This is a genomic window from Blautia sp. MCC270 (assembly GCF_018785605.1).
Lineage (GTDB): Bacteria > Bacillota > Clostridia > Lachnospirales > Lachnospiraceae > Blautia_A > Blautia_A fusiformis.
The window spans coordinates 33,772-55,657 of sequence record NZ_WQQD01000038.1 but is presented as its reverse complement, the minus strand read 5'-3'; the positions used below and the strand labels follow the sequence as shown (position 1 = coordinate 55,657).

Below are 21,886 nucleotides of genomic sequence, written 5' to 3'. Positions count from 1 at the left end.
TTAAATTCCTCCCTGTATTTTTTTCTTTTTTGGGGTATATGCCAGATCAAAGAGTACTGACAGACATGCCGCTATGCAAACTGCGGCAAAAGGGATCCGGGCTTTCAGAAAATGGATCACGTAGCCCAGATAAGGCAGGTGAAAGACTACCCGCCCGATGATCTGTGACGCCTCTGCAGGAACAGGATCTTCTGTCTTGTTGGCGTCACCTTTTGTAATAAAGATATCCTTTTCTTTTTTAACCACTCTGTGGGTAACAACGGTATCTCCGTTATGAAAAGTAATGATATCTCCCTTTTTCGGAGAAAACTCTCCTTCCTTTGTAAAAACCACAGCTCCGGTTGGGATCTCAGGTTCCATGGATCCGGAATAGACCACATAGGGCCGGATCCCGAAAAGTCCAGGAATAAGAAGCACCAATGCCATCACCAGCATCAGTCCCAGAACTGTGTTGCCGATACATCGAAAAAATATTTTCATTCCTGTATTCTGTTCTACATACGATATTTGATGATCACTTCCCTCTGCAGGGAAAGAAACAGTGTTCGGATACCAGGAAAATTCCGGCGGAGACCTGCCCCACATAAATTGAGCCATAAAAAAGTCCTCCCTGTATAGCAGTCAATATGGCAATTCGCAACATGCTCCCATCACTTAAACTCACAGATTTTGAAGCGAGGACAAGCATGATCAAAATAATAATACAGCAAAAATACTGAATGGAAATTATTCGAGCAGATATGCTCAGATGTGCAGTTCCTCTCATTACTTACAGAGGTGAAGGATTCCTGCGACATTTGTTAAAAAAGATTTGTTTCAGATGATGTTATTATAGGGTCCGCAGATCCGGAAGTCAATCAAATTCGTCCGACAGGATTCGACACTGGTTTCTCAGCGGGTATGTCTGTCACCCTATTTTTCATAAGCTGACAGACCCTGCATCCGTGCAACGCCAGATTTTTTTACAGCTGTACCAGAGAGTAAATATATTCCAATGGAAGCAGCATCAGATCACGGATTTCCCGTTCTTCCTCTTCTTTATTTCCGGAATTTACCGGCAATTCGATCCGGAAAGCCGGCTGGCGGATCATTTCTCCGTAATACTGTTCCGCCCTACCTGTGCTCCTTCGCCCGTTCTGCGCTTCTCGTTCTATTGCCAGCTGCTCCAGCTTTCCCCTGGTACATTTTTTCAGGTGGCGTGCAAGACGGTAGCATCTCTGACCAGTGGAAAAATTCTGATCCCGCCGATAATAAACCACCTTTTTTCCATATCCGCAGAAAACCAGCAGGCCACGTCCTCCGTATTCCTGAAAGATCCGGATCAGTGCACGTGTCTCATTTTCACTGGCAGGCTGCTGATGAATCTTTTTTCTGCTGCAGAAGGTAGTAGGAAAATTCCGTGCAGTATCCATTCCTCTTGCATTCCCCTCGAATTCATCGCAGGGAACATCCTGCATTTTCAGCATTTGACGGAAAATGGGATTTCGCACAGTATTGTAGCCCTTCCGGCAGATCTCATATCCATCCGGATTGACCACCGGTATGATACAAAGCCTGGTCTGATCCAGGAGCTTTTTTACCTCATAAAGCTCGTCCACGGTCCAGTTGCATTCATATATTCTGCAAAGCTCCAGTGCCACCCTGGTAAGCCTGTCCGTCATCTGTCCATCCGTTCCGGAAAAACCGGCCACACAGAAAATACAGGCATCTCCCTGTCCGATCTCCAGCATAGGGATCATCCGGTCATCGTGGCTTTTTCCGATCACCCGAAACTGCGTAAAGCTGCTGTAACGCCTGGCTGCCTCCCACAGTGAATAATAAATTGCTTCGTAGGTTTTATCCTGTACTGTATCCATGATGTTCCCTTCCTTCCGTCTTTATACATGTTCATTATTATATATATTATGCGAAAGAGCATAAAAAAAGAACCGGTTTAACACCGATTCCTTTTGTTTACAAAATAATTCAGGATACCGCCGCCGATGATGATCACCAGCGCAACTGTAACCACTCTTTTCGCTGCCTCCTGAGGAAGCTGGCCCTTGGAGCCAATAGAAGCCTCATAAAAGGTCAGCGTATAATCGATCTCATGCGGGGCGCCCATGGCCAGTGTATCTGCGATCACTTCCATCTTATCATCCAGGGCAGTTACCGGGACAGTAAAAACAGAATTTCTGCCTTCCTCGCTCTCATTGAGATATTTTTCCCCATCTACGATCATATAATCATAGTTGGAGCTGCTCCACTGGAGCCGTGCATACATCTTCCCCTCTTTTACCAGCATCAATGTGGGGGAAGAAACACTGGCCTTTCCACTTCCGCCTTCCAGCTCCACCTGTATGGAATATTCTCCGTCCTCCAGATCTGTCTTCACTGCGTTCTCTCCACCTGCAGCCAGAACCTGTATCGGGCATAGCAACAGCATAGTCAGAAGAAGCAGCATTATTGTTCTCATCCTGTGTTTCATGGTTTTCTCTCCGTTTTCTGTTTTTCCTTCGTATCACTATAGCACAATGCCCCTTTTCTGTAAAGAACATCTCAGAATTGTTGAAATGTCTCTTCTTTTCCAGTATAATAGAGTGAAATTTGCATACAAACGAAAGGAAATGAACAGAGATGATCGAAACAAAAAATCTCACAAAAAAATTTGACAGTTTTACTGCTGTGGATTCTCTGGATCTTCGCATAGAAACCGGCGAATTTTTCGGTCTGCTGGGACCCAACGGTGCCGGAAAGACCACCACGATCAGTCTGCTTTCCACTCTGCTCCTGCCCACAGAGGGCGAAATCCTCATTGACGGGCAGACACTTGGACGCAACCGACCGGATCTGAAGCGCAAGATTAGCGTGATCACGCAGGAATATTCCATGCGCCAGGATATGAACATGGACGAGATCATGGAATATCAGGGCCGTCTTTATTTCATGCCACGAAAAGAGATCAAACGGAAAACTGAAGAGCTTCTGGATTTCTGTGGACTTCTTCCCTTCCGCAAGCGGACTGTAAGGAAGCTTTCCGGTGGTATGAAACGAAAGCTTATGGTATGCCGGGCACTTCTCACAAGTCCGGAGATCCTTCTTCTGGACGAGCCCACTGCAGGCATGGACGCGCTATCCAGACGACAAATGTGGAATCTTCTCCGTCAGCTGAACGGAAAAAATCTGACCATTCTTCTGACAACCCACTATATGGAAGAGGCACAGTCTCTCTGCAACCGGGTAGCACTTATGGATCACGGAAAACTAGAGGAGATCAATACTCCATCGGGCCTGATCGACGGACTGGGCAAATACACCGTAGATCAGGAAACACCGGAAGGGGCAAAAAGCCACTACTTCCACAGTCGGGAAGAAGCCATCTCTTTTCTGTCCTCTCTGGACGGACAGTGCACCCTTCGCGAGACAACTCTGGAGGATGTTTTTGTGGAGCGCGCAGGCAGGCATCTGATGCAGCGATAAGCCGGCGTCAGCCACAGTTATCTTATAATTTAATAGAATGGACGATGAATTATCATGGGAATACTTACTATTTTATGGGAAAAATGGGTGGAGTTCCGAAGGGATTTCTATAAGATCACGCTGGCGGCCATGATCGCGCCGCTGATGTATCTGATTGTTTTTGGAATGGGGATTCAGACCTCCTCACACGGAGAGCCTTATCTGAATTTCCTGATCCCTGGTGTAGTTTCACTGACTACAATGAACGGAAGCTTTAATGCTATCGCACAGAATCTGAATGTACAGCGTCTTTACGAGAAAGCCTTTGACCAGGTTATGATATCTCCGACACCTCTGTGGCAGTTTATTGCCGGACAGATCATCGGAGGCAGTCTCCGCGGGCTTTATGCAGGAGGGATCATCCTTCTTCTGACCATGCCGATCGGAACCGGTCTTGTGTTCAACGGATGGTCATTGCTGGTGATGTTCCTCAACGGTGCTGTATTTTCAGCCATCGGTGTTGTGGTTTCTTTCCTTGCCAAAAACCATGCGGATGTACCTCGTTTTTCCAATTATATCATTATGCCAATGGCTTTTTTGTGCAACACCTTCTTCTCTACAGAGAAGATCCCGGGCTTTCTTGGGAATTTTGTAGCTGCTCTTCCACTGTCACAGACCAGTCATCTGATCCGTACCATTGCTTCCGGCGGTGGAGTCAATTACCTCAGTGTCCTGATCCTGACAGTCTATCTAATTGCATTCAGCATTGCAGCTTCCTGGTTTATCTATAAGAAAAAAAATCTGTAAATTTATCTTTACAAAAAAATCACCGGCTTTCCTGTTCTTTCGGAAAACCGGTGATTTTTTTATTTGTTATGCTATTTTGGCTATTGTGCGTTTAGATGTTCTTTTTTCTTCTTCTCACGATCACATATCCACCTGCAAGAAGGGATGCCACTGCCAGTGCGGACATAGTTCCGATCGGTGAGTTATCGGCTGTTGATACTGCATTCTTAGATCTGGTTCCGTTGCCTCCGTTGGAGGATGTTGCAGATGCCTCTCCTGTTATGGTTGCATCCGGATCAGAACCTGTCTGGCCGCCGGTACCGTATGTACCGTCTGCTCCTGGAGTTCCGGTCAGTTTTGCAGATTTGAACTGATATACTGCGGATTCAATGGCGTCTGTCACCTGCCACTGACCACCGGTGTAAATGTATTTCTGAAAGAATACATACAGGTTGTATGTAGCGTCTTTGTTGATTCCCGTGGTGGAACCAATCTTCCATGCTGTACGAATCTGAACCTTACCTTTATTCGGGTCTGTATTTGGATTGGCAACGGTACTCCAGTAAACCGGAACCCACTTCACATCACCCTCATTTGGATCCTGATTGGTTGTTCCTGCACCGATTACAGTAAATGGATAGAACTGATTCGGATAGAACTGAATTGCCTCATCCAGTCCCTGTACTATACTCTCTTTTACATCCGGGATGTATGCATTCGGTGTGTCAGTCGGAGTTGGATCTGCAACTTTCGGACGGCTTTTCTCCGGTAAAGAAATCTTAAATGTATCTTTTGTTTTTACATGACCATTGATTGTTGGTTGCAGCAGCATAGCTTTTCCTTTGGAATCTTTTGCTGTAATATATACTTCTATCTCTTTGTCCGGAAGGTTATTTAATTCGATATTAAATGCTTTATCTGCTTTGATATTAACTTTACCACTTCCACCGTTTTCGCTGGATCCCTTGACCTTCCAGGTATAATTACAGATACCATCTGCACCAATGACACAGGTAACGGTTGCAGAAAAATGATCGCGCCAGCTGAAGCCAGTCCAACGAAGAGAGGCTTTAGTCTGGTTTGACGGAGTTGGGGTCGGGGTCGGACGCTTGGACTGATCCAGTGCAATCTGTTTCATATTGCTGACTCCTGCACTGTTTTTTACAACTACATATACATCGTAGCTTGTCTTTGCATTAAGTTTGGAAAGCTTGATCTGTGTTTCTGTTTTAGCAGCAATCTTTTTGCCCGCTTTGCTTGTATCAATATCAGATTTGGAAACCTTTGTTCCGTGTTTCACCAGTTTATAATAGTACTGACCTTCTTTGTCAGAAGTGATCGTTACAACTGCCTCTGAAATGCTGTTCCATTTTTTGAAGGAAGCTTTTGTAATCGTTGGTGCAGCTGCTACCGGTTTCGGATCTTCTGCCTGTTTTACATTAAAAGTCTGTTTCTCAGCTGCACCTACAAATCCGTCTTTTGTCTCTACCCAGACATAGAGATCAATGGACTTATCTGTAATGCCTGAAATATCAAAAGAAGTTTCCTGATTTGCTTCAATTTCAACACCACGTTTAACAGCGGATTTATCAAATTTAGGAGCATCTGCATCTTTCTTAACATATTCATAAAAATATGTACCGGCCTTATCAGATTCGATTTTTACAGAAACTGTATTCTCTTTCTCGCTCTTCTGATCTGTAACCCTAACAACCGGTATCTTGGAAACAAGCTTGCCTGAGGTGGTATCTACTGCATAACTCTGGTCGCCCTCATAGCTCATTGCATTAACTGCTTTTTCAAATGCAGTTGCATCTAAAGATTCAGGTTTCTGGAAAACTGTATAGTCAACTGCCGGATTCTCTACGGAATATCCAACATTCTGGTTCTCAAATGCACCAGCAATGATGATACTTCCAGCACTCTGATCCTGCCGTCCTAATACGATATTGGATTTTACGCTCTTTTCTGCGCTTGTATAGTTCTCGATGATCTTTGGTTCGTCATCAGACGCACCCTCACCTTTTTTAAGTGAAACTGTACCTGTGCTGTAAACAGCTCCACCTGCAGATACGTTGTCTTTGATCTCTCCACCGGTAATGATAAGTTTACCACTGTTCTTTATTGCCGCACCTGCAGATGTGGATGAATTATTAGCAAGAGTAACACCTGTAGTCATTACAAATTTTGCATTTGCATCTACAGAAATAATAGAACCCTCTGCCTGTGTTCCATCAGCTTTAGCTCCATCGATAAGAAGTTTACCAATTGTTGTGGTGCCATCTCCGTCATTCTTGGTCATGGACAAAATACTACCAGGGCTTACTTTAAACATATCACCGGTTACTGCTCCACGACTGACTGTGGTTTCACTTCCCTGCACACTGAAAATTGCAATATTCTTATTCTCAGGAACCGTAATCGGCTCTGTAAGAGCAAAGGATTCACTGATCAGGATCTTATAAGACGAAGCATAAAGATTCTCTTCCGTATCATCAATAGAACCTGTAAAATCCGGAGCCCCTTTAATCGCATTCTTAAGATCTTCTGCTGTCTTTACAACGGCATTTGCTGCTTCTGCAGTTGTTTCCGTCTGCTCCTGCTGCGCCTCTTCCGCCTGTGCCTGGGCTGCTACCTGGGCCTCTGCTTCCGCCTGGGCCTGGGCTGCTGCCTGTGCTTCGGCCTCCGCCTGGGCCTGGGCTTCTGCCTCTGCCTGAGCCGCTGCCTGGGCTTCTGCCTCTGCCTGGGCGTCGGCTTCACTCTGTGACTGGTCATCCACAGCCGCTCCGTCATCTGGTGTTTCTGTATTCTCGTCTGCAGTCGGTGCTTCTGCCTCTGTTACCGCTCCGGTATCTTCAGCGGCAAACGCTGTGGCAGGTGCCATTCCAACAGTCATGGAACCTGCAAGCAGGACTGCAAAAAGCTGCTTTTTTTTCATTTATAAGTCCTCCTGTTATGAGTTAGTCTGTTTAAATCCAATTACAAAAAAGTATAGCACAACGCTTCAAAAAAGTAAAGCGGACCAAAGAATCCGCTTTACTTTATCTGTTTTACGGACGTACCTGTCCATTACCATAAATGATATACTTGGTGGTGGTCAGTGCAAGGAGTCCCATTGGGCCTCTGGCATGGAGCTTCTGGGTGCTGATCCCGATCTCCGCACCGAATCCAAATTCGTTTCCATCGGTGAATCTGGTAGAAGCGTTCACATAAACTGCCGCTGCATCTACCTCATCCAGGAATTTCTGGGCATGGGTATAATCATTGGTAATGATGGCCTCCGAATGCTTTGTATTATATTTATTGATATGTGCAATGGCTTCCTCCACGGAATCCACTACCTTTACAGAAAGAATATAGTCAAGATATTCGGTTCCCCAGTCTTCTTCTGTTGCAGGAACTGCTCCCGGCATCAGAGCCTTTGCCGCTTCATCTGCACGGACCTCCACATGCTTCTCCTTAAGGCGTCCGGCCAGCACCGGCAGGAAATCGTCCTTCACCTTACGGTTTACAAGAAGGGACTCGCATGCATTGCATACGCCCACACGCTGGGTCTTTGCATTGATCACAATATCCGCTGCCATCTGAAGATCTGCAGTTTCGTCCACATAGATATGGCAGTTTCCGGTTCCGGTCTCGATGACAGGGATCGTACTCTGGTTTACCACTGCTTTGATCAGTCCTCTTCCGCCACGTGGGATCAGTACATCCACATACCGGTTCAGCTTCATAAATTCCGCAGCCGTTTCTCTGGAGGTATCCTGGATCAGCTGGATAGCATCCTCGATAATGCCGCAGGCCTTCAATGCCTCACGGATACAGTTGACAATGGCAGTATTGGAATGAATTGCGTCGCTTCCCCCCTTCAGGATCACGACATTTCCGGTTTTGAAACAAAGACCGAATGCATCTGAGGTAACATTGGGACGCGCTTCGTAAATGATGCCGATCACACCTAATGGAACACGTTTCTGTCCGATCAGAAGTCCGTTGGGACGTTTTTTCATACCGGTAACTTCCCCGATGGGATCTTCAAGACCGGTAAGCTGACGAAGTCCGTCTGCCATTCCTTCGATCCTCTCCGGTGTCAGCATCAGACGGTCGATCAGTCCTTCCGGCATCTGATTCTTTTTGCCGTTTTCCACATCCAGGGCATTGGCCTTCAGGATCTCATCGGTATGAGCGACAAGAGCCTTTGCCACAGCTTCTAGGGTTTTATTTTTGTCATTTGTGGAAAGATTTCGAAGGACTGTCTCCGCATCTTTCGCATTCTGTCCCAATTTTTCAAGCATTTCATTCATTTCCAAATATTCCTGCCTTTCTTTCTGTCTTTACAGCAATATCTTATTGTGTATCGCGGTATATATTCTCTTCCGTCACAATGACCTGCGGACGGATATCCGTAGGCTCTGTGGGAACTTCCGGAAGAATCTGGAAGGAAAATCCTACTGCAACGCGGCAGACCTCCGGATGTTTTTCCAGAAAGCGGTCATAAAAACCGCCGCCATAGCCTACCCGGTTGCAATTCACGTCAAAAGCCACCCCGGGCATGACCATCATGGCTTTTTCCCAGGAAACCGTTTCTCCGTCTTCCTTTGGCTCAGGGATCCCGAAGTAGCCGGATTCTAGCTGACTGAAATCGGTCAGTCTGTAAAATACCATATCCTTTCCGAAAACCTTTGGCACTGCCACTTCCTTGCCGTCTTTCCAGGCCTGCTCGATGATATAGCGTGTGATCACTTCATGGTTATAATCTGCGTATGCCATGATCCGTTCTGCATTCCGGTATTCCGGAAGCTGTGTCAGGGCCTCTGTGATCCGGAGACTGTTTTCCCGGATCCAGGCATCGGTATGTTCTTTTCTGGCTTTGAAGATCTTTTTTCTAATTTCCTTTTTTTCTTCCATATTTTTCTCCAAGATTGGTAACGCTGCCATCCTTTTCTTTGATATCGATATTATTCAGATGCGCACGGAGGTTCCCCTTCACTGCATCCAGATATTCTCTCCGAAGCTTCGCCTGTTCCACCTTTTCTTCCTCGGTAAGACCTACACTTTTCTGTTTATGTGCCAGTGCGTTGATCCTGTCGATCTTGATATTGTCCATCATAATGATCCTCTCCTTAAAGCAGTTTTTCGATATAATCAATGAGGAAGAATTCTTCCTTCTTGTTTCCTACAAATAATGTTCCGCAGCTCCTGCCTTCCACGATCCTGTGGATGTTGTGGAAGTCGTTTCCGTTGGCAATGACCATGTCCGCCCCTGCCGCAGTTGCGATGATCGCAGCGGTAAGCTTGGTTGCCATTCCCCCGGTACCGACATTGCTTCCTGTAGAGGATTTGCCAAGCTTACGCATATTGTCATCCATATTTTCTACAATGTCGATAAACTGTGCATCCGGATTGGAATTGGGATCGTCTGTAAAAAGACCGTCAATATCGGACATGAGGATCAGAAGATCCGCATCGATCAGTGCAGCAACCACAGAGGAAAGGGTATCATTGTCTCCGAATTTTACCAGGTTCTGGAATTCGTAGGAGGATACCGAGTCGTTCTCATTTACAATGGGGATCACCTTTTCTGCCAGAAGCTGCTGGAAGGTATTCTGGGCATTCCTGCGGTTGGTATTGTTGACCATGGTATTCTTGGTCATCAGGATCTGTGCCACCATCTGATTGTATTCCCCGAAAAGCTTCTGATAAATGGTCATCAGCCTGGCCTGTCCCACAGCTGCACAGGCCTGCTTTTTCTCAAGCTCTGCCGGCTTTCCCTTCATACCCAGTGCAGCTGCACCTACCGCAATGGCTCCGGAGGATACCAACACTACGTCTTTCCCCTGATTGTGAAGGTCACTGAGCTCTCTGGCCAGGATCTCCAGCTTACGGAAATCCAGTCTTCCTGTTTCTGCGTGGATCAGTGATGATGATCCGATCTTGATAACAATGCGTTTCTTGTCTTTCAGTCGTTCCCTGTAATTTGCGTTCATGTTTTTTGTTTCTCCTGATACCTGTATATTAGTCTTACTGATAAGTAACGGAATCAATCCGGTCATTCTGTACGATCTCCACCCAGGTAGTACCCGGATTCAGGCGGATCTCCTGTTCATTTCCATCGTAATAATGCGTGATCCCCCATGGAGAATCCTTCTCCCAGCGGATATCAATGGCTCTGCCTCTGGTAATAAACTTGCCCTCTCCGCCGGAAATGGCATCAATATTCAGATAGCCGTTTCCATCGTAGGCCGGGCAGGATGAATACTGAAGGATGATATTGTCGCAGGTAAGCGGTTCATTATCCAGCTGATCCACATGTTCCTTGCCAAACTGGAATCTCTTATATTCCTTTGTCTCCTCATCGTATTCATACCAAGGATGATTGTCAGTAAAATTATCCAGCTTCACAAGGCTGGCTGTGATCCCATCCGGTACAGTCTCTGTACCATCTTCTGCAAAAAGATAATGTCCGGTATATTCTTCTTTATATTCCTGGCTGTATCCCATAGCATCTATGCCTGCCTGAAGGTGGCTGGCATCTGTATAGGCATTGTGAGGTGCCTTCCTGTCTGTTGTGCGGAAAAAAGCCAGCTTGCCGATCTGGATCCCGTTAAGGTTATCGATCACATGCTGCTCCAGATAAGGCAGTGCATAGGCAGCCTGTCCGTAGTGGGCATAGATCGCATTAAATTCGTTGGCATAAAAGAGATAATAGTCACGGCAGCTGCGAACGGAACCGATCCGTTCCAGCTCATCGTAATCTTCGAGAATGCCCATAAGACGGGTAATATTACCTTCCACCGGCGCTTCGTAGACAACACCGGCATGTCCGATCCCACTCTGCGGAGCTCCGACACTGTTGTTACCCATCATCACGGCAACCGGTCTTCTCCGTCCAATGCTCTCCGGAACATTTTCGCCGGTAAGATAGCTCTTTACCTGGGTTTCTTCCTGCTTTTCCTCATTGGGGACAAAGCCTACCAGATCTTGCCCTGCTCCAAAAGCGGGAACAGTCTGGGCAATGCAGATGCATGCAGCTGTGATACCTGCCAGGATACCTGTCTTTTTCATTCTCATATATTACCTCCTTTTCTTAAAGCGGAAGAGTTTTCCGCTTAGCTTTTCCGTGGGACAGCCCGTCTAGCGGTTGATCCCCAGCTCCTTCAGTGCCGCTGCCTGCTTGGCTTCCATGACCTTTGCCTCATCCTCTGTCATATGATCATAGCCCAGAAGATGCAGCATACTGTGTGCCACCAGGAAACAGAATTCCCTTGTCACACTATGTCCGTATTCCTCTGCCTGGGCAAAAACCTTAGGTACAGAGATCATGATATCTCCAAGAAGGAGTTCATCACTGTCCAGATCAAAATAGGACTCATCTTCTTCCACAACGGAATAATCCGCCGGTGTCTCAAAGGGGATCATAGGAAATGACAGCACATCCGTAGGAGCCTGGATATTCCGGAATTCCGTATTTACCCTCTTGATCTCCTCGTTGTCTGTCAGGACAAGATTGACCTGTCCGTCATAGGGACATTTTTCCATTTCAAGAACCTTGTCCGCAACCTGGGATGCAAGGGCAGCATAGTCAATGCCCAGATCCTGATCTGTCTCATATTCGATATTTATGGTCATCTTCTGTACTCCTTATTTTTTACAGCATACCTGTCATCCTTCCTGGATTTGACAGGCTTCTGTTTTTTTTCATAATCGTCATAGGCCTGTACGATCTGCTGTACAAGTGGATGACGTACAACATCCTTGCTGGTCAGCTGACAGAATCCGATGTCATCGATCTTCTTCAGCACCTTCATCGCCACATCCAGACCAGATGTGGCATCCCTGGGAAGGTCCTTCTGGGATGCATCTCCTGTGATGATCACCTTGGAACCGAAGCCGATCCTGGTCAGGAACATCTTCATCTGGGCAGGTGTGGTATTCTGTGCCTCATCCAGGATGATGAAGGCATTATCCAGTGTACGTCCCCTCATATAGGCAAGAGGGGCAACCTCGATGAGCCCCTTCTCCATGTTTTTGGCAAAGCTGTCTGCGCCCATGATCTGATACAATGCGTCATAAAGAGGACGCAGATAGGGATCGACCTTGCTCTGGAGATCGCCAGGAAGGAATCCCAGCTTCTCGCCTGCCTCAATGGCCGGTCTGGTAAGAATGATCCTGGAAACCTCCTCATTGCGAAAAGCAGTTACTGCCATAGCCATGGCAAGATAGGTTTTGCCGGTTCCGGCAGGTCCCACGCCGAACACGATCATCTTCTTACGGATCTGTTCCACATAGTCCTTCTGTCCGAGAGTCTTGGGCTTGATGGGTCTGCCCTGTATGGTATTACAGATAAAATCCTTGTCGATCTCCTCCATCACGGAGCCGATCTTCTCCATGGCAAGGGAAAGTGCGTAATTCACATTCTGCTGTGTGATGGTATTGCCTCTGCCCGCAAGTGTGTTCAGTTCCTCCACGATCGCCCTGGCCTGTGTGGCTCCCTCCTGGCTTCCCAGGATCTTAAGAGAACCGTCACGGAAGATCATGGTTACGTTCAGAGTACGTTCGATCAGCTTCAGATGCTCGTCAAACTGTCCGAAAATATTCGCCTGGCGGTCTGCCGGCACATCCACATATAATTCGATAATGCTGCTAGCCATCCTCTGGTGTCCTTTCTTTTGGCTGCGTCTTTTTTTCTGTGGGGGCTTCTCTTCCGGTCCGTTCAATGACGGTAAGAGTGCCTCTGCTGACGCAGTCCTGGTGATTTATTTCTATTTTAACATTATTTTCAGATATTTGAACCCCTTTTTCTATTAATTTTTCTTCATAGGCATAAAGCCTTTGTATAGCCTGTTTTTTTGCGGCATCCTCTGTCAGCTGCTCTTTCTGTACTTCGTACTTCCTGATCGCAGCAATCCCCAGGATAACAGGAGAACGAAAAATCCCGATACTGAAAAGAGGTTCCCGGCTGACGAGGCGTTCCTCATTTTGTTTCAGAGGAGAGGAAAAGTCCAGAAACCAGTTTCCCAGCTGAAAAAAAAGCCTTGTTTTCTTTTTACCGGACCATACCTTTTTCTCTATGTCCAACGGAAAGGTATCGTAATAGGCAATGGTATGTCGGATGTAAATATCCGCATCTGCCTGAACATATGCATAGCGGATAACCTCCTGACTGTCATCGGTGATGTCCACGATCCCGGAAACCAGTTCCTGGCCTTTTTTTATTTCATCCCCGGCCCTGACAAGAGGAGTTCCCTGCCGTGTGACCATGGAATCGATCACACCGTCCAGGGTTGAAAACAGACTGCATGAGCTTTCTTCCGGCTCTGCTTTTTCTCCGGCAGTTCCCTCCCGGATTTCAAAACGCAGGCCCGTTCCCGAAAATCCGGCAGACACCCAGGTGATCTCCGGAAATTCTCTTCGCAGGGAAGCTGCAAGTGCACTGCAACTGATCTTTTTTCTGGATACTCCGAAACAGACCCCCTGCTCTTTCAGAAAGCTCATCAGCTGGGGTGTGGGATTTAAAATATTTCCCCGAATTTCAACGTTCCACACTCTGCCTGACAGAAAAAAAAGGAGGCAGCAAACTGCCAGAAACCCCACGGGGATCATTTTTCTTCTTTTACAGAAAAGCAGAAAAAACAAAGGTCCTCTTTTTTTCAGGATGTGGATATGTACCCCTGTTTTTCTCCGCAGTGGCGAGATCTGCAGAAAATCCGCTACCTTCATGGTCAGCTGAAGTTCCGTCGCACCGGTGCGGATGATCCTTTTCAGATCCATTTCCCTGCCTCTGCACAGATTCACAAACCGCTGGCACTGCTGCCCCTTAACAGAAACCCGCACAAAACCTGGGATCATTACTTATTTCCCTCCTCCAGCGTAATGCTTTCGATCTGCCCGCGGATACATAGTTCAAGGGTTGTGTAGCAGGGAATCACAAGGTTTTTCCCACGGATCACAAGTCTGCCGGAAGGTGTCAGTATCAGGATCTCCTCCCTTGTATAGCTCTGGATATTCCGGTAATTTTCGATCACTGCCCGGCGTTTTCCCGTAAGTATCACCTGCACCTCCCGAAATGCCGGTTCCCCGGGAAGCTCCAGAAAAGCTGACATTTTTCTCATTAAAAAAATCCTCCGGCTTTTATCATTAATTTATGCCGGAGGATTTCTTCTTATGTATCTTTCGCTGTATCTGCTTTTTGTCTTTTATCTGCGGATCAGCACCATGGAAAACCAGAGGATGGTATTTCCACCCAGATTGTATTCCATAGCTTCCTTTTCTACGATCTCACTGACTACCACGCCATAGCTTTCCAGACATGGATGCATATGCTCCGGAAAACGGCATGGTTTTCCGTCCAGATAGGCACAGCGTTCACAGAAGTCACAGGATTCCGTGGAAAGCGTAAAGGTCTCATAGCCCTCTCCCTCCAGAAAATCACGTACCTTCTCTGTAAGCGCTTCGTGTTCCATTCTTGTGGAAAGCATCTCCTTCATGTTCATGATATCCGATACCTCCGCAACGCTGGAAAAGAAAACTGCTTTCGGATAGCTCCGGATCTTCTTTTCGCATTCTGACAGCTCTCCCACTGCCGGAGGACAGGCCCATGTGCTCCCATAACGTTCACATTCCTGTTTACAGATCGTACGCACACGTGACTGTACTTTAATATCCCCGGTATCCAGCACACGATACTCAAAAATGGGATACTGGGAAATAAACTCATCAAATTTTTCTTTTATACTGTTCATACCTTTAAGATCTCCTGTTCTCCAAAAAGGCTCATAACTGCTGCCTCATAGTCACCAAAATGCTGGGATTTTTTGATCTTTTTCAGATATCTGGCATAATTGGTAAAGCCCGGTGCCATATAACTCCACAATTCCTTCATGCGGAAAAGTACATTTCGTTCTCCTGAAAGATATTCCTGATAATCCCGGTAAAGACGGTCATGGAACTGCCGCAGCTTTTTCCGGTATTCTTCCCGGTGATCCTCTCCGTCTTCTTTTTGCATAATGGCATCCAGAAGATAGGGCCTTGCGATCAGGCCTCTTCCGTACATGACGCTGTCTGCATCCGGAAATTTCTCCCGGATTTCCTGATAAGCCTCCACTGAAAAAATATCCCCGTTATATCCCAGGGGAACCTTCAGCTTTTCCCTTGCCTCCTCATACAGTTCATATCTGGGAATCCCCTTATAATGATCCTTCAGAAGGCGTGGATGGATGATCAGCTCCTTCAGCGGATATCTGCCGTAGATCTCAAGAAGCCGTTCCCAGTCTTCCTCATAATCCGTTCCCACTCTCGTTTTTATGGAGATCTCCATCCCGGTTTTTTCGAAGATCTCATCCAGAAAACGTTCCAGCTTATCCGGCTCGCCCAGGAAACCGGCACCCTTTCCCTTGGCTGTGACAGTTCCCGAGGGGCATCCCAGATTGAGATTTACTTCCCTGTGTCCGTATTCATCCCGGAAGATATGGGCTGTTTTCACAAAATCCTCCGCATTGTTGGTCAGGATCTGGGGGATCACCGGAAGATCTCCGTTGGTTTCCGGTGATACCTCTTTGATCTCCTTGCTGCTGAGACGTTTATTGGGCTTGGCAGTGATGAAGGGTGTAAAGTATTTATCCATGGGATAAAAACAGTCATGATATGCATTCCGGTAAACCCAGTTGGTTACGCCCTCCATAGGTGCCAGATAATTCTTCATTGTTTATCCTCCTTCATCCGGAAATAGATCTGCTTTCTCCCTCCGCTTCCTGTGGGGATCCTGCCTGTCTCATAATTTCCCAGAGATTTGATAAAGGGGGTCAGCTTGGAATATCCGTAATTACGCACATCAAAATCCGGAAGTCGTTTCCCAAGCTGGTCGCCCAGCTGTCCGGAGGAAAGCCATCCCTCTTCGTCAGAAAATTTCTCGATGATGGCATTAATGGCCTTGCGCACCCGCTTGAGATCTTTGTTCTTCCTGGAGCCGGAGCTGCTCTGTTTACTATTGTTTCCGGATTTTTTAGCTTCTGCTGCAGTAGCCAGATCTTCCTTCTTCTCTTCCTCCTGTTGGTTGCGGTAGAGAAGATCCAGATATTTAAACTGGTTGCATGCGGAAATAAACGGCTTCGGCGTCTTCTCCTCTCCCATACCCAGGACCAGCATTCCGGATTCCCGGAGCCTTGCTGCCAGACGGGTGAAATCACTGTCCGAAGAAACAATACAATATCCATCCACATTTCCGGAATACAGAATATCCATGGCATCAATGATCATCGCCGAATCGGTGGCGTTTTTTCCGGTGGTATAGCTGTACTGCTGGATAGGAATGATGGAATCCTCCAGAAGAACCTTTTTCCAGGAGGAAAGCCGTGCACTGGTCCAGTCTCCATAGATCCGTTTGTAGGTGGCTATGCCGATGTTTGCCACTTCATCCACGATGATCTTGATGTATTTGTCTGATACATTATCTGCATCGATCAGTATTGCAATTCTTAATTCGTTGTCCATAAATCCAACCTTTTCTGTTTAATCTGTGCCGTCTCCGATGCGGATCAATGCTCCAGCATGATCTTGAGGATCTCTCTGTCTGTTTCCTTCATACCGTCTTTTCCGATCTGTCCCACACAGCTGATGGTCTCTGCGGTTTCTTCCTGGAGAATTCCTGTATAAGGTGCATAAGACTGCCCGTTCATGGCAAGATGATGCGCCAGAAAGGCTGCGTCAAGACAGGCTGCGATCTTGGCAGCACAGGAGATCTTGGCCCCATCACAGATGATTCCCGGAATATTGGCGAGGGTATTCTCGATCGTTTTTTTGATCAGGGAAATATCTCCGCCTACCATATAGGTAATGGCAGCTCCGGCTGCACAGGAGGCCGATACCGCACCGCAGAAGGCAGACAGCTTCCCTATATATTGCTTCTGATAAACTGTGAGGAGATTGGAAAACACCAGAGCCCTGTAGAGGCTGTAATCCGGCAGCTCCATCTCTCTTGCATAAACGATCAGCGGAACAGAGCATGCAATTCCCTGATTTCCGCTTCCGGAATTGATGACAACCGGCATATCACAGCCACCCATACGTGCCTCAGAAGCCGCTGCAGTAAGACTTCTCATTCTGGTGAGCATATCATGTGAATAATTTTCACGGATCACGCGCCCGATACCCAGGCCGTATTTTCCGGTCATTCCCTCATGAGCAATGGCCATGTTGCTTCTGATCTGCGCATCCAGAAGCTCCTTTACATCGGAAAGCTCTACGGTATCTGCAAATTCCCGAATATCCTCCAGATTTAACAGGCCGCGGTCCGTCTCTTCCTTTTCTTCCACTGCTTTATCTGCATCAAGGAGGATCTCTCCGTTTTTGCTGATCCTGGTCACGTTGATATGGTCGTATTTGATCTCCAGGCTGACGGCATCTTCACCGGCATACATTTCGATGATAATGTGAAGGACTACCGGCGTGTCCAGAAGCTCCACCTTACAGATATCTGCCTCCAGAAGTTCCCGGCAGCGTGCCCTGCCCTTTTCATCGACTTTGGAAAGAACTTCCATATTCAGTGAGGCATCTCCTGCCACCGCCCCAAGGATCACACCTGCAGGAATCCCCTTTAAGCCTCCTGAATTGGGAATGATCACACAACGCACATTTTTGATGATATTTCCGGAACATTTTGCTACGATACGCTCCGGCTCTTTCCCAAGGATCTCTCTTGCTCTTGCCGCACCATAGGCCAGAGCGATCGGTTCTGTACATCCCATAGCCGGGATCATCTCCTCACGGAGGATCGCCAGATAGTTTTTATATATATTTTTGTCCACTTTTTTATTTACCTTCCCGTATTTTATGATTATTTCTTTTCCTGATATTTATGACATGCTACCATATGTCCCGGCTCCACCTGACGAAGTGCCGGGGTTTCCTGTCTGCAGCGTTCCTCACACCACGGACAGCGGTTATGGAAGCGACAGCCCCCGATAGATCTGGACTGTACTCCGGTATCCGTAACGATCTGATCCAGAGTTTTGACTCTCGGGTCCGGAATCGGAATCGAGGAGATCAGCATTTTTGTATAAGGATGCAGCGGATTGGAATAGAGCTTATCTGCATCTGCGATCTCCATGAGATTTCCAAGATAAAGCACCCCGATCTCATCACAGATCTTCTGGACCACCTGCAGCTGATGGCTGATGAACAGATAGGTCAGCCCGTATTTTTCCTGAAGATCCTGAAGCATCTGGACGATCTGGGCCTGCAGGGAAACATCCAGCGCAGAAATGGGCTCATCGCAGACTACAAATTCCGGCTGTACGGAAAGTGCTCTTGCAATGGAAATCCTCTGACGCTGTCCGCCGGAGAACTCATGAGGATACTTCAGAAGATCCTGTTCTTTGAGGCCAACCACGCGGATCAGTTCTTTTGCACGCTCCTTACGTTCCTTTGGAGTGTACATTTTATGGATCGCCATAGGCTCACAGATGATATCCTGCACTGTATGGCTTGGGTCCAGAGAGGAATAGGGATCCTGAAAAACGGACTGCATTTTTTTGCGGTATGGAAGCAGTTCTTTTTCCCCCATGGCTCCGATCTCTGTTCCTTCATAAAAAATCTCACCGCCTGTGGGTTTATGATAACGTAGGATTGCCTTTCCGATGGTAGATTTTCCGCTTCCGGATTCTCCTACCAGACCGAAAGTTTTCCCCTTTTCAATCGAAAAGCTTACCTGATCCACAGCCTTCAGTATGCCCGGCTTAAAGGACAGAAGCTTCGGAGATTTCTGTTTAAAATATACTTTCAGATCTTTTACTTCAATTAAGGGCTTGCTCATCTCTTCTCCTCCCTTCTGTGACAGAATATCCTGTGTCCCTCTGAAGCCTCATAATATTTCGGAAGACAGGCTTCACAGGTTTTGTCCGCATATTTACAGCGATTCAGGAAGGGACACAGATCACCGTTTCCGTCCGAAAGATCTCTCTCCAGAAACTGTTCAAAGGTACCTCCCACCCGCGGCATGCTTGCGATCAGTGCCTGTGTATAGGGATGTCCCGGATGAAGAAAGATCTCTTCTACCGTTCCCTCTTCCACCACGTAGCCACCACACATGACAGCTACCCGTTTACAGGTCTGCGCTACAACGCCCAGATCATGGGTGATCAGGATGATGCTCATATTGTTTTTTTTCTGAAGTTCCAGAAGCAGATGAAGGATCTGCGCCTGGATCGTAACATCCAGGGCTGTGGTGGGCTCATCTGCGATCAGGATCTTCGGATCACTGCTCATGGCCATGGCGATCATCACACGCTGGCGCATACCGCCGGAAAGCTCGTGGGGATAGCTGTTCATAGCCTTTTCCGGGTCTGTGATGCCAACGGCTGTGAGAAGCTCCAGCACCCGGGCCTTTGCTTCTTTTTTGTTCATATTGGTATGGCGCCGGATCAGCTCTACCATCTTATTGCCAACAGTGTAAACCGGATTCAGTGCGGAAAGAGAATCCTGAAAGATCATGGCGATCTCACCACCGCGGATCTCACGGAGCTCTGCTTCATTTTTCTTCAGGATATCTTCTCCCCGGAACAGGATCTCACCACCCAGGATCTTACAGTTGGATGGTCCGAGACGGAGAATGGATTTGGTGGTCACACTTTTTCCGCTTCCGGACTCTCCTACGATCCCGAAAAAATCCCCCTCACCGATGGCAAAGCCTGCACCTTTTACTGCCTGTGTCTCTCCAAGGTCTGTAAAGAAAGACACCTTCAGATCTTTTACTTCCAGTAATTTTTCCATATGTAAATGTCCTCCTTACTTGGGCTCGAATACTTTTCTTAATACTTCTCCCAGATAATTGAAGCTGACGACCGTGATCAGGATCAGGATTCCGGGGAAAATAGCCAGATACGGTGCCTGCTGGATATAGCGCTGTGCATTGCTCAGCATACTTCCCCAGGAAGCCGTAGGCGGCTGGATACCCAGGCCGAAAAAGCTCAGTGCAGATTCCATCAGGATGGCATTGGCAATGTTCATGGTTGCAGCCACGATAATGGTAGGCATGATGTTAGGCAGGATATGATGTACAATGGTGGAGAATTTCTTCTGTCCGGAGATCCTTGCATAGATGACATACTCTCTCTCGTTCAGGGAAATGGTCTCGCCACGGACGATCCTGGCAATGTTCATCCAGGTCAGAAAGCCGATGATCAGGACAATGTTCTGAAGTCCCGGTTTCAGGAAGGCATTCATAACGATCATGATCAGGAATGTCGGAAGGCTCATCAGCGCATCCACCAGACGCATCAGCACTGCATCCACCGTTCCTCCCACAAAACCGCTGATGGAACCGATGATCACACCAAGGGCTGTCGAAAGCACCATGGAAAGGAAGCCCACCAGAAGGGATGCTCTTCCTCCGTAAATACAGCGGGCCAGATAATCCCGTCCCATATCATCCGTACCGAAAAGATGCGCCATTGAAGGAGCATTCAGTCTCTCTGTGGCGCTGATGGCATTGGGATCTACCGGATACAAAAAGGCAAAAATGGAGATCAGTGCCAGCAGGATGATCGCTGCTGCACCTGCCACTGCAAGTTTATTTGTCTTAAAACCAAGTTTGATATTTTTCCAGATATTTTCTCTCATGTCCCTTTACCTCCTAACATCCTGCTTTGCGGATCCTCGGATCAAAGACAGCATACAGGATATCTGCCAGAAGATTTCCGAGCACCACGAGAAGCGCGGTAAACATGGTGATTCCCATGATCAGGGGATAATCATACTGCATAACAGCGGTCACTGCCAGCTGACCGATTCCCGGCCATGCAAAAACCTGCTCGGTGATAATGGCACCGGAAACCAGAGACTGCAGGCTCATTCCAAGAACCGTGATCATAGGAAGCATGGCATTTTTCAGTACATGCCGGAAAAGGATTCCAGACTCTTTCATTCCATAAGCCTTCTGCACCATAACATAATCAGAGGACATTTCCGTAATGGTACTGCTTCTTAAATACCGTATGTACTGTGACGCATTTGCAAAGGTCAGAACTGCGCAGGGCATGACCATATGAAGGATCAGATCTCCTAAGGAACGGTTGCCGTCTGAATGCATACCGATACTTGGCAGGATATGGAGATGCACACTGAAGAGATAGATCAGCATAATACCGAACCAGAACGTAGGAATGGAGATACCTACATAACAGAACATGCTGGTGATCTTATCCAGAATACCATTTTTATTCTTTCCGGAATACAGGCCCAGTACAATGGCAATGAGAAAACCAAGCAGCATACTGATTCCCATGAGGATCACGGTTGCGGGAAGCCTCTCCAGCATCTGTGTCAGGACCGGTCGGTTATTCATCAGGGAATTTCCGAAATTCCCGTGAAGGATCCTTCCCAGCCACAGAAAGTATTGCTCATAGACAGGCTTTGTAAGTCCCAGGCTTTCTCTCAGGTTCTGGATATATTCTTCACTCATATTTGGTTCCACATAAGTCAGGACAGGATCTCCGGGCGCTGCTTTTGTCAGTGCAAAGCAGAGAACAGAAACAATAAACAGTGTCAGAATACACTGTATCAGACGGTTTACGATCTTCTTCAAAATGTACCTCCTTTATTTTCCCCGAAACAGGAAATCGGCTGGCGCAAAAACGCGTCAGCCTCTTTCTGTTTCCGGTATTCATCCGCT

At 47.2% G+C, this 21,886-nt stretch carries 23 protein-coding genes; 2 read left to right on the top strand and 21 right to left on the bottom strand.

Features of this window, described 5'->3' with window-relative positions:
* From GPK58_RS10485 to GPK58_RS10475, 3 genes are all read right to left on the bottom strand, one after another.
* Complete coding sequence (locus GPK58_RS10485; protein WP_092072703.1) at positions 1 to 597, bottom strand: signal peptidase I; 597 nt, start codon at positions 595 to 597, stop codon at positions 1 to 3.
* 365 nt (positions 598 to 962) lie between these two features.
* Entirely contained in the window at positions 963 to 1,856 is an 894-nt protein-coding gene (locus GPK58_RS10480) for a M14 family zinc carboxypeptidase (protein ID WP_092072706.1), read from the bottom strand.
* A gap of 77 nt (positions 1,857 to 1,933) precedes the next feature.
* Positions 1,934 to 2,467, bottom strand: a complete 534-nt coding sequence (locus GPK58_RS10475) for a hypothetical protein (protein ID WP_252195797.1) — start codon at positions 2,465 to 2,467, stop codon at positions 1,934 to 1,936.
* 149 nt (positions 2,468 to 2,616) lie between these two features.
* On the opposite strand from GPK58_RS10475, the gene GPK58_RS10470 reads away from it, so the two are divergent.
* Together GPK58_RS10470 and GPK58_RS10465 are read left to right on the top strand one after the other, a co-directional pair.
* The gene (locus GPK58_RS10470) at positions 2,617 to 3,459 is read left to right on the top strand and encodes an ABC transporter ATP-binding protein (protein WP_021650530.1); all 843 of its coding nucleotides are present in this window, start codon (positions 2,617 to 2,619) and stop codon (positions 3,457 to 3,459) included.
* 54 nt (positions 3,460 to 3,513) lie between these two features.
* Positions 3,514 to 4,245 (top strand): ABC transporter permease, encoded by a 732-nt coding sequence (locus GPK58_RS10465; protein ID WP_021650531.1) that lies wholly within the window; start codon positions 3,514 to 3,516, stop codon positions 4,243 to 4,245.
* 91 nt (positions 4,246 to 4,336) lie between these two features.
* On the opposite strand, the gene GPK58_RS10460 is transcribed toward GPK58_RS10465, so the two are convergent.
* The 18 genes from GPK58_RS10460 to GPK58_RS10375 form a co-directional block, all read right to left on the bottom strand.
* Positions 4,337 to 7,162 (bottom strand): hypothetical protein, encoded by a 2,826-nt coding sequence (locus tag GPK58_RS10460; protein WP_215638625.1) that lies wholly within the window; start codon positions 7,160 to 7,162, stop codon positions 4,337 to 4,339.
* Between the two features lie 112 nt (positions 7,163 to 7,274).
* On the bottom strand, positions 7,275 to 8,525 hold the full coding sequence (locus tag GPK58_RS10455; RefSeq protein ID WP_092072715.1) for a glutamate-5-semialdehyde dehydrogenase: 1,251 nt from the start codon (positions 8,523 to 8,525) through the stop codon (positions 7,275 to 7,277).
* Between the two features lie 43 nt (positions 8,526 to 8,568).
* On the bottom strand, positions 8,569 to 9,129 hold the full coding sequence (locus GPK58_RS10450; protein ID WP_215638624.1) for a 5-formyltetrahydrofolate cyclo-ligase: 561 nt from the start codon (positions 9,127 to 9,129) through the stop codon (positions 8,569 to 8,571).
* On the bottom strand, positions 9,107 to 9,328 hold the full coding sequence (locus GPK58_RS10445; protein WP_195635303.1) for a DUF896 domain-containing protein: 222 nt from the start codon (positions 9,326 to 9,328) through the stop codon (positions 9,107 to 9,109). Before GPK58_RS10445 ends, GPK58_RS10450 begins: the two co-directional genes overlap by 23 nt.
* Positions 9,329 to 9,344: 16 nt before the next feature.
* The gene (proB, locus tag GPK58_RS10440; protein ID WP_044960851.1) at positions 9,345 to 10,208 is read right to left on the bottom strand and encodes a glutamate 5-kinase; all 864 of its coding nucleotides are present in this window, start codon (positions 10,206 to 10,208) and stop codon (positions 9,345 to 9,347) included.
* A 34-nt stretch (positions 10,209 to 10,242) separates the two neighbouring features.
* A complete protein-coding gene (locus GPK58_RS10435; protein ID WP_022426777.1) occupies positions 10,243 to 11,292 on the bottom strand; it encodes a DUF3048 domain-containing protein in 1,050 nt (349 codons plus the stop codon).
* Between the two features lie 63 nt (positions 11,293 to 11,355).
* The gene (gene ybeY / locus GPK58_RS10430; RefSeq protein ID WP_215638623.1) at positions 11,356 to 11,850 is read right to left on the bottom strand and encodes an rRNA maturation RNase YbeY; all 495 of its coding nucleotides are present in this window, start codon (positions 11,848 to 11,850) and stop codon (positions 11,356 to 11,358) included.
* Positions 11,847 to 12,872 (bottom strand): PhoH family protein, encoded by a 1,026-nt coding sequence (locus GPK58_RS10425; RefSeq protein ID WP_021650538.1) that lies wholly within the window; start codon positions 12,870 to 12,872, stop codon positions 11,847 to 11,849. Before GPK58_RS10425 ends, ybeY begins: the two co-directional genes overlap by 4 nt.
* Positions 12,865 to 14,070, bottom strand: a complete 1,206-nt coding sequence (locus GPK58_RS10420) for a sporulation protein YqfD (protein ID WP_215638622.1) — start codon at positions 14,068 to 14,070, stop codon at positions 12,865 to 12,867. The genes GPK58_RS10425 and GPK58_RS10420 overlap by 8 nt, the downstream gene beginning before the upstream one ends.
* Positions 14,070 to 14,333: a YabP/YqfC family sporulation protein gene (locus GPK58_RS10415; protein WP_021650540.1), complete on the bottom strand. Its 264-nt coding sequence runs from the start codon at positions 14,331 to 14,333 to the stop codon at positions 14,070 to 14,072. Before GPK58_RS10415 ends, GPK58_RS10420 begins: the two co-directional genes overlap by 1 nt.
* 84 nt (positions 14,334 to 14,417) lie before the next feature.
* Positions 14,418 to 14,963 (bottom strand): DUF2284 domain-containing protein, encoded by a 546-nt coding sequence (locus tag GPK58_RS10410; RefSeq protein ID WP_015524841.1) that lies wholly within the window; start codon positions 14,961 to 14,963, stop codon positions 14,418 to 14,420.
* Positions 14,960 to 15,922, bottom strand: a complete 963-nt coding sequence (locus GPK58_RS10405; RefSeq protein WP_147603002.1) for a tRNA dihydrouridine synthase — start codon at positions 15,920 to 15,922, stop codon at positions 14,960 to 14,962. The genes GPK58_RS10410 and GPK58_RS10405 overlap by 4 nt, the downstream gene beginning before the upstream one ends.
* Positions 15,919 to 16,710, bottom strand: a complete 792-nt coding sequence (locus tag GPK58_RS10400; RefSeq protein ID WP_215638621.1) for an NYN domain-containing protein — start codon at positions 16,708 to 16,710, stop codon at positions 15,919 to 15,921. Before GPK58_RS10400 ends, GPK58_RS10405 begins: the two co-directional genes overlap by 4 nt.
* A gap of 44 nt (positions 16,711 to 16,754) precedes the next feature.
* Positions 16,755 to 17,975: an L-cysteine desulfidase family protein gene (locus GPK58_RS10395; RefSeq protein WP_044960854.1), complete on the bottom strand. Its 1,221-nt coding sequence runs from the start codon at positions 17,973 to 17,975 to the stop codon at positions 16,755 to 16,757.
* A gap of 77 nt (positions 17,976 to 18,052) precedes the next feature.
* Positions 18,053 to 19,030, bottom strand: a complete 978-nt coding sequence (locus GPK58_RS10390; RefSeq protein ID WP_118753087.1) for an ABC transporter ATP-binding protein — start codon at positions 19,028 to 19,030, stop codon at positions 18,053 to 18,055.
* Positions 19,027 to 19,986, bottom strand: a complete 960-nt coding sequence (locus GPK58_RS10385) for an ABC transporter ATP-binding protein (protein WP_215638620.1) — start codon at positions 19,984 to 19,986, stop codon at positions 19,027 to 19,029. The genes GPK58_RS10390 and GPK58_RS10385 overlap by 4 nt, the downstream gene beginning before the upstream one ends.
* Positions 19,987 to 20,001: 15 nt before the next feature.
* On the bottom strand, positions 20,002 to 20,835 hold the full coding sequence (locus GPK58_RS10380) for an ABC transporter permease (RefSeq protein WP_215638619.1): 834 nt from the start codon (positions 20,833 to 20,835) through the stop codon (positions 20,002 to 20,004).
* A gap of 13 nt (positions 20,836 to 20,848) precedes the next feature.
* A complete protein-coding gene (locus GPK58_RS10375) occupies positions 20,849 to 21,799 on the bottom strand; it encodes an ABC transporter permease (protein WP_252195796.1) in 951 nt (316 codons plus the stop codon).
* Between the last annotated feature and the right edge of the window lie 87 nt (positions 21,800 to 21,886).

What these genes read in the sequence shown, in the direction of transcription:
- GPK58_RS10445 (WP_195635303.1), bottom strand. Translation starts at nt 9,328, where the DNA reads ATGGACAATATCAAGATCGACAGGATCAACGCACTGGCACATAAACAG.
- GPK58_RS10410 (WP_015524841.1), bottom strand. Translation starts at nt 14,963, where the DNA reads ATGAACAGTATAAAAGAAAAATTTGATGAGTTTATTTCCCAGTATCCC.
- GPK58_RS10450 (WP_215638624.1), bottom strand. Translation starts at nt 9,129, where the DNA reads ATGGAAGAAAAAAAGGAAATTAGAAAAAAGATCTTCAAAGCCAGAAAA.
- ybeY (WP_215638623.1), bottom strand. Translation starts at nt 11,850, where the DNA reads ATGACCATAAATATCGAATATGAGACAGATCAGGATCTGGGCATTGAC.
- proB (WP_044960851.1), bottom strand. Translation starts at nt 10,208, where the DNA reads ATGAACGCAAATTACAGGGAACGACTGAAAGACAAGAAACGCATTGTT.
- GPK58_RS10395 (WP_044960854.1), bottom strand. Translation starts at nt 17,975, where the DNA reads ATGATCCCGGCTATGGGATGTACAGAACCGATCGCTCTGGCCTATGGT.
- GPK58_RS10405 (WP_147603002.1), bottom strand. Translation starts at nt 15,922, where the DNA reads ATGAAGAATTATCTGGCACCTATGGAGGGCGTAACCAACTGGGTTTAC.
- GPK58_RS10420 (WP_215638622.1), bottom strand. Translation starts at nt 14,070, where the DNA reads ATGATCCCAGGTTTTGTGCGGGTTTCTGTTAAGGGGCAGCAGTGCCAG.
- GPK58_RS10475 (WP_252195797.1), bottom strand. Translation starts at nt 2,467, where the DNA reads ATGAAACACAGGATGAGAACAATAATGCTGCTTCTTCTGACTATGCTG.
- GPK58_RS10380 (WP_215638619.1), bottom strand. Translation starts at nt 20,835, where the DNA reads ATGAGAGAAAATATCTGGAAAAATATCAAACTTGGTTTTAAGACAAAT.
- GPK58_RS10435 (WP_022426777.1), bottom strand. Translation starts at nt 11,292, where the DNA reads ATGAGAATGAAAAAGACAGGTATCCTGGCAGGTATCACAGCTGCATGC.
- GPK58_RS10455 (WP_092072715.1), bottom strand. Translation starts at nt 8,525, where the DNA reads ATGAATGAAATGCTTGAAAAATTGGGACAGAATGCGAAAGATGCGGAG.
- GPK58_RS10390 (WP_118753087.1), bottom strand. Translation starts at nt 19,030, where the DNA reads ATGAGCAAGCCCTTAATTGAAGTAAAAGATCTGAAAGTATATTTTAAA.
- GPK58_RS10400 (WP_215638621.1), bottom strand. Translation starts at nt 16,710, where the DNA reads ATGGACAACGAATTAAGAATTGCAATACTGATCGATGCAGATAATGTA.
- GPK58_RS10470 (WP_021650530.1), top strand. Translation starts at nt 2,617, where the DNA reads ATGATCGAAACAAAAAATCTCACAAAAAAATTTGACAGTTTTACTGCT.
- GPK58_RS10425 (WP_021650538.1), bottom strand. Translation starts at nt 12,872, where the DNA reads ATGGCTAGCAGCATTATCGAATTATATGTGGATGTGCCGGCAGACCGC.
- GPK58_RS10465 (WP_021650531.1), top strand. Translation starts at nt 3,514, where the DNA reads ATGGGAATACTTACTATTTTATGGGAAAAATGGGTGGAGTTCCGAAGG.
- GPK58_RS10485 (WP_092072703.1), bottom strand. Translation starts at nt 597, where the DNA reads ATGGCTCAATTTATGTGGGGCAGGTCTCCGCCGGAATTTTCCTGGTAT.
- GPK58_RS10385 (WP_215638620.1), bottom strand. Translation starts at nt 19,986, where the DNA reads ATGGAAAAATTACTGGAAGTAAAAGATCTGAAGGTGTCTTTCTTTACA.
- GPK58_RS10415 (WP_021650540.1), bottom strand. Translation starts at nt 14,333, where the DNA reads ATGAGAAAAATGTCAGCTTTTCTGGAGCTTCCCGGGGAACCGGCATTT.
- GPK58_RS10480 (WP_092072706.1), bottom strand. Translation starts at nt 1,856, where the DNA reads ATGGATACAGTACAGGATAAAACCTACGAAGCAATTTATTATTCACTG.
- GPK58_RS10460 (WP_215638625.1), bottom strand. Translation starts at nt 7,162, where the DNA reads ATGAAAAAAAAGCAGCTTTTTGCAGTCCTGCTTGCAGGTTCCATGACT.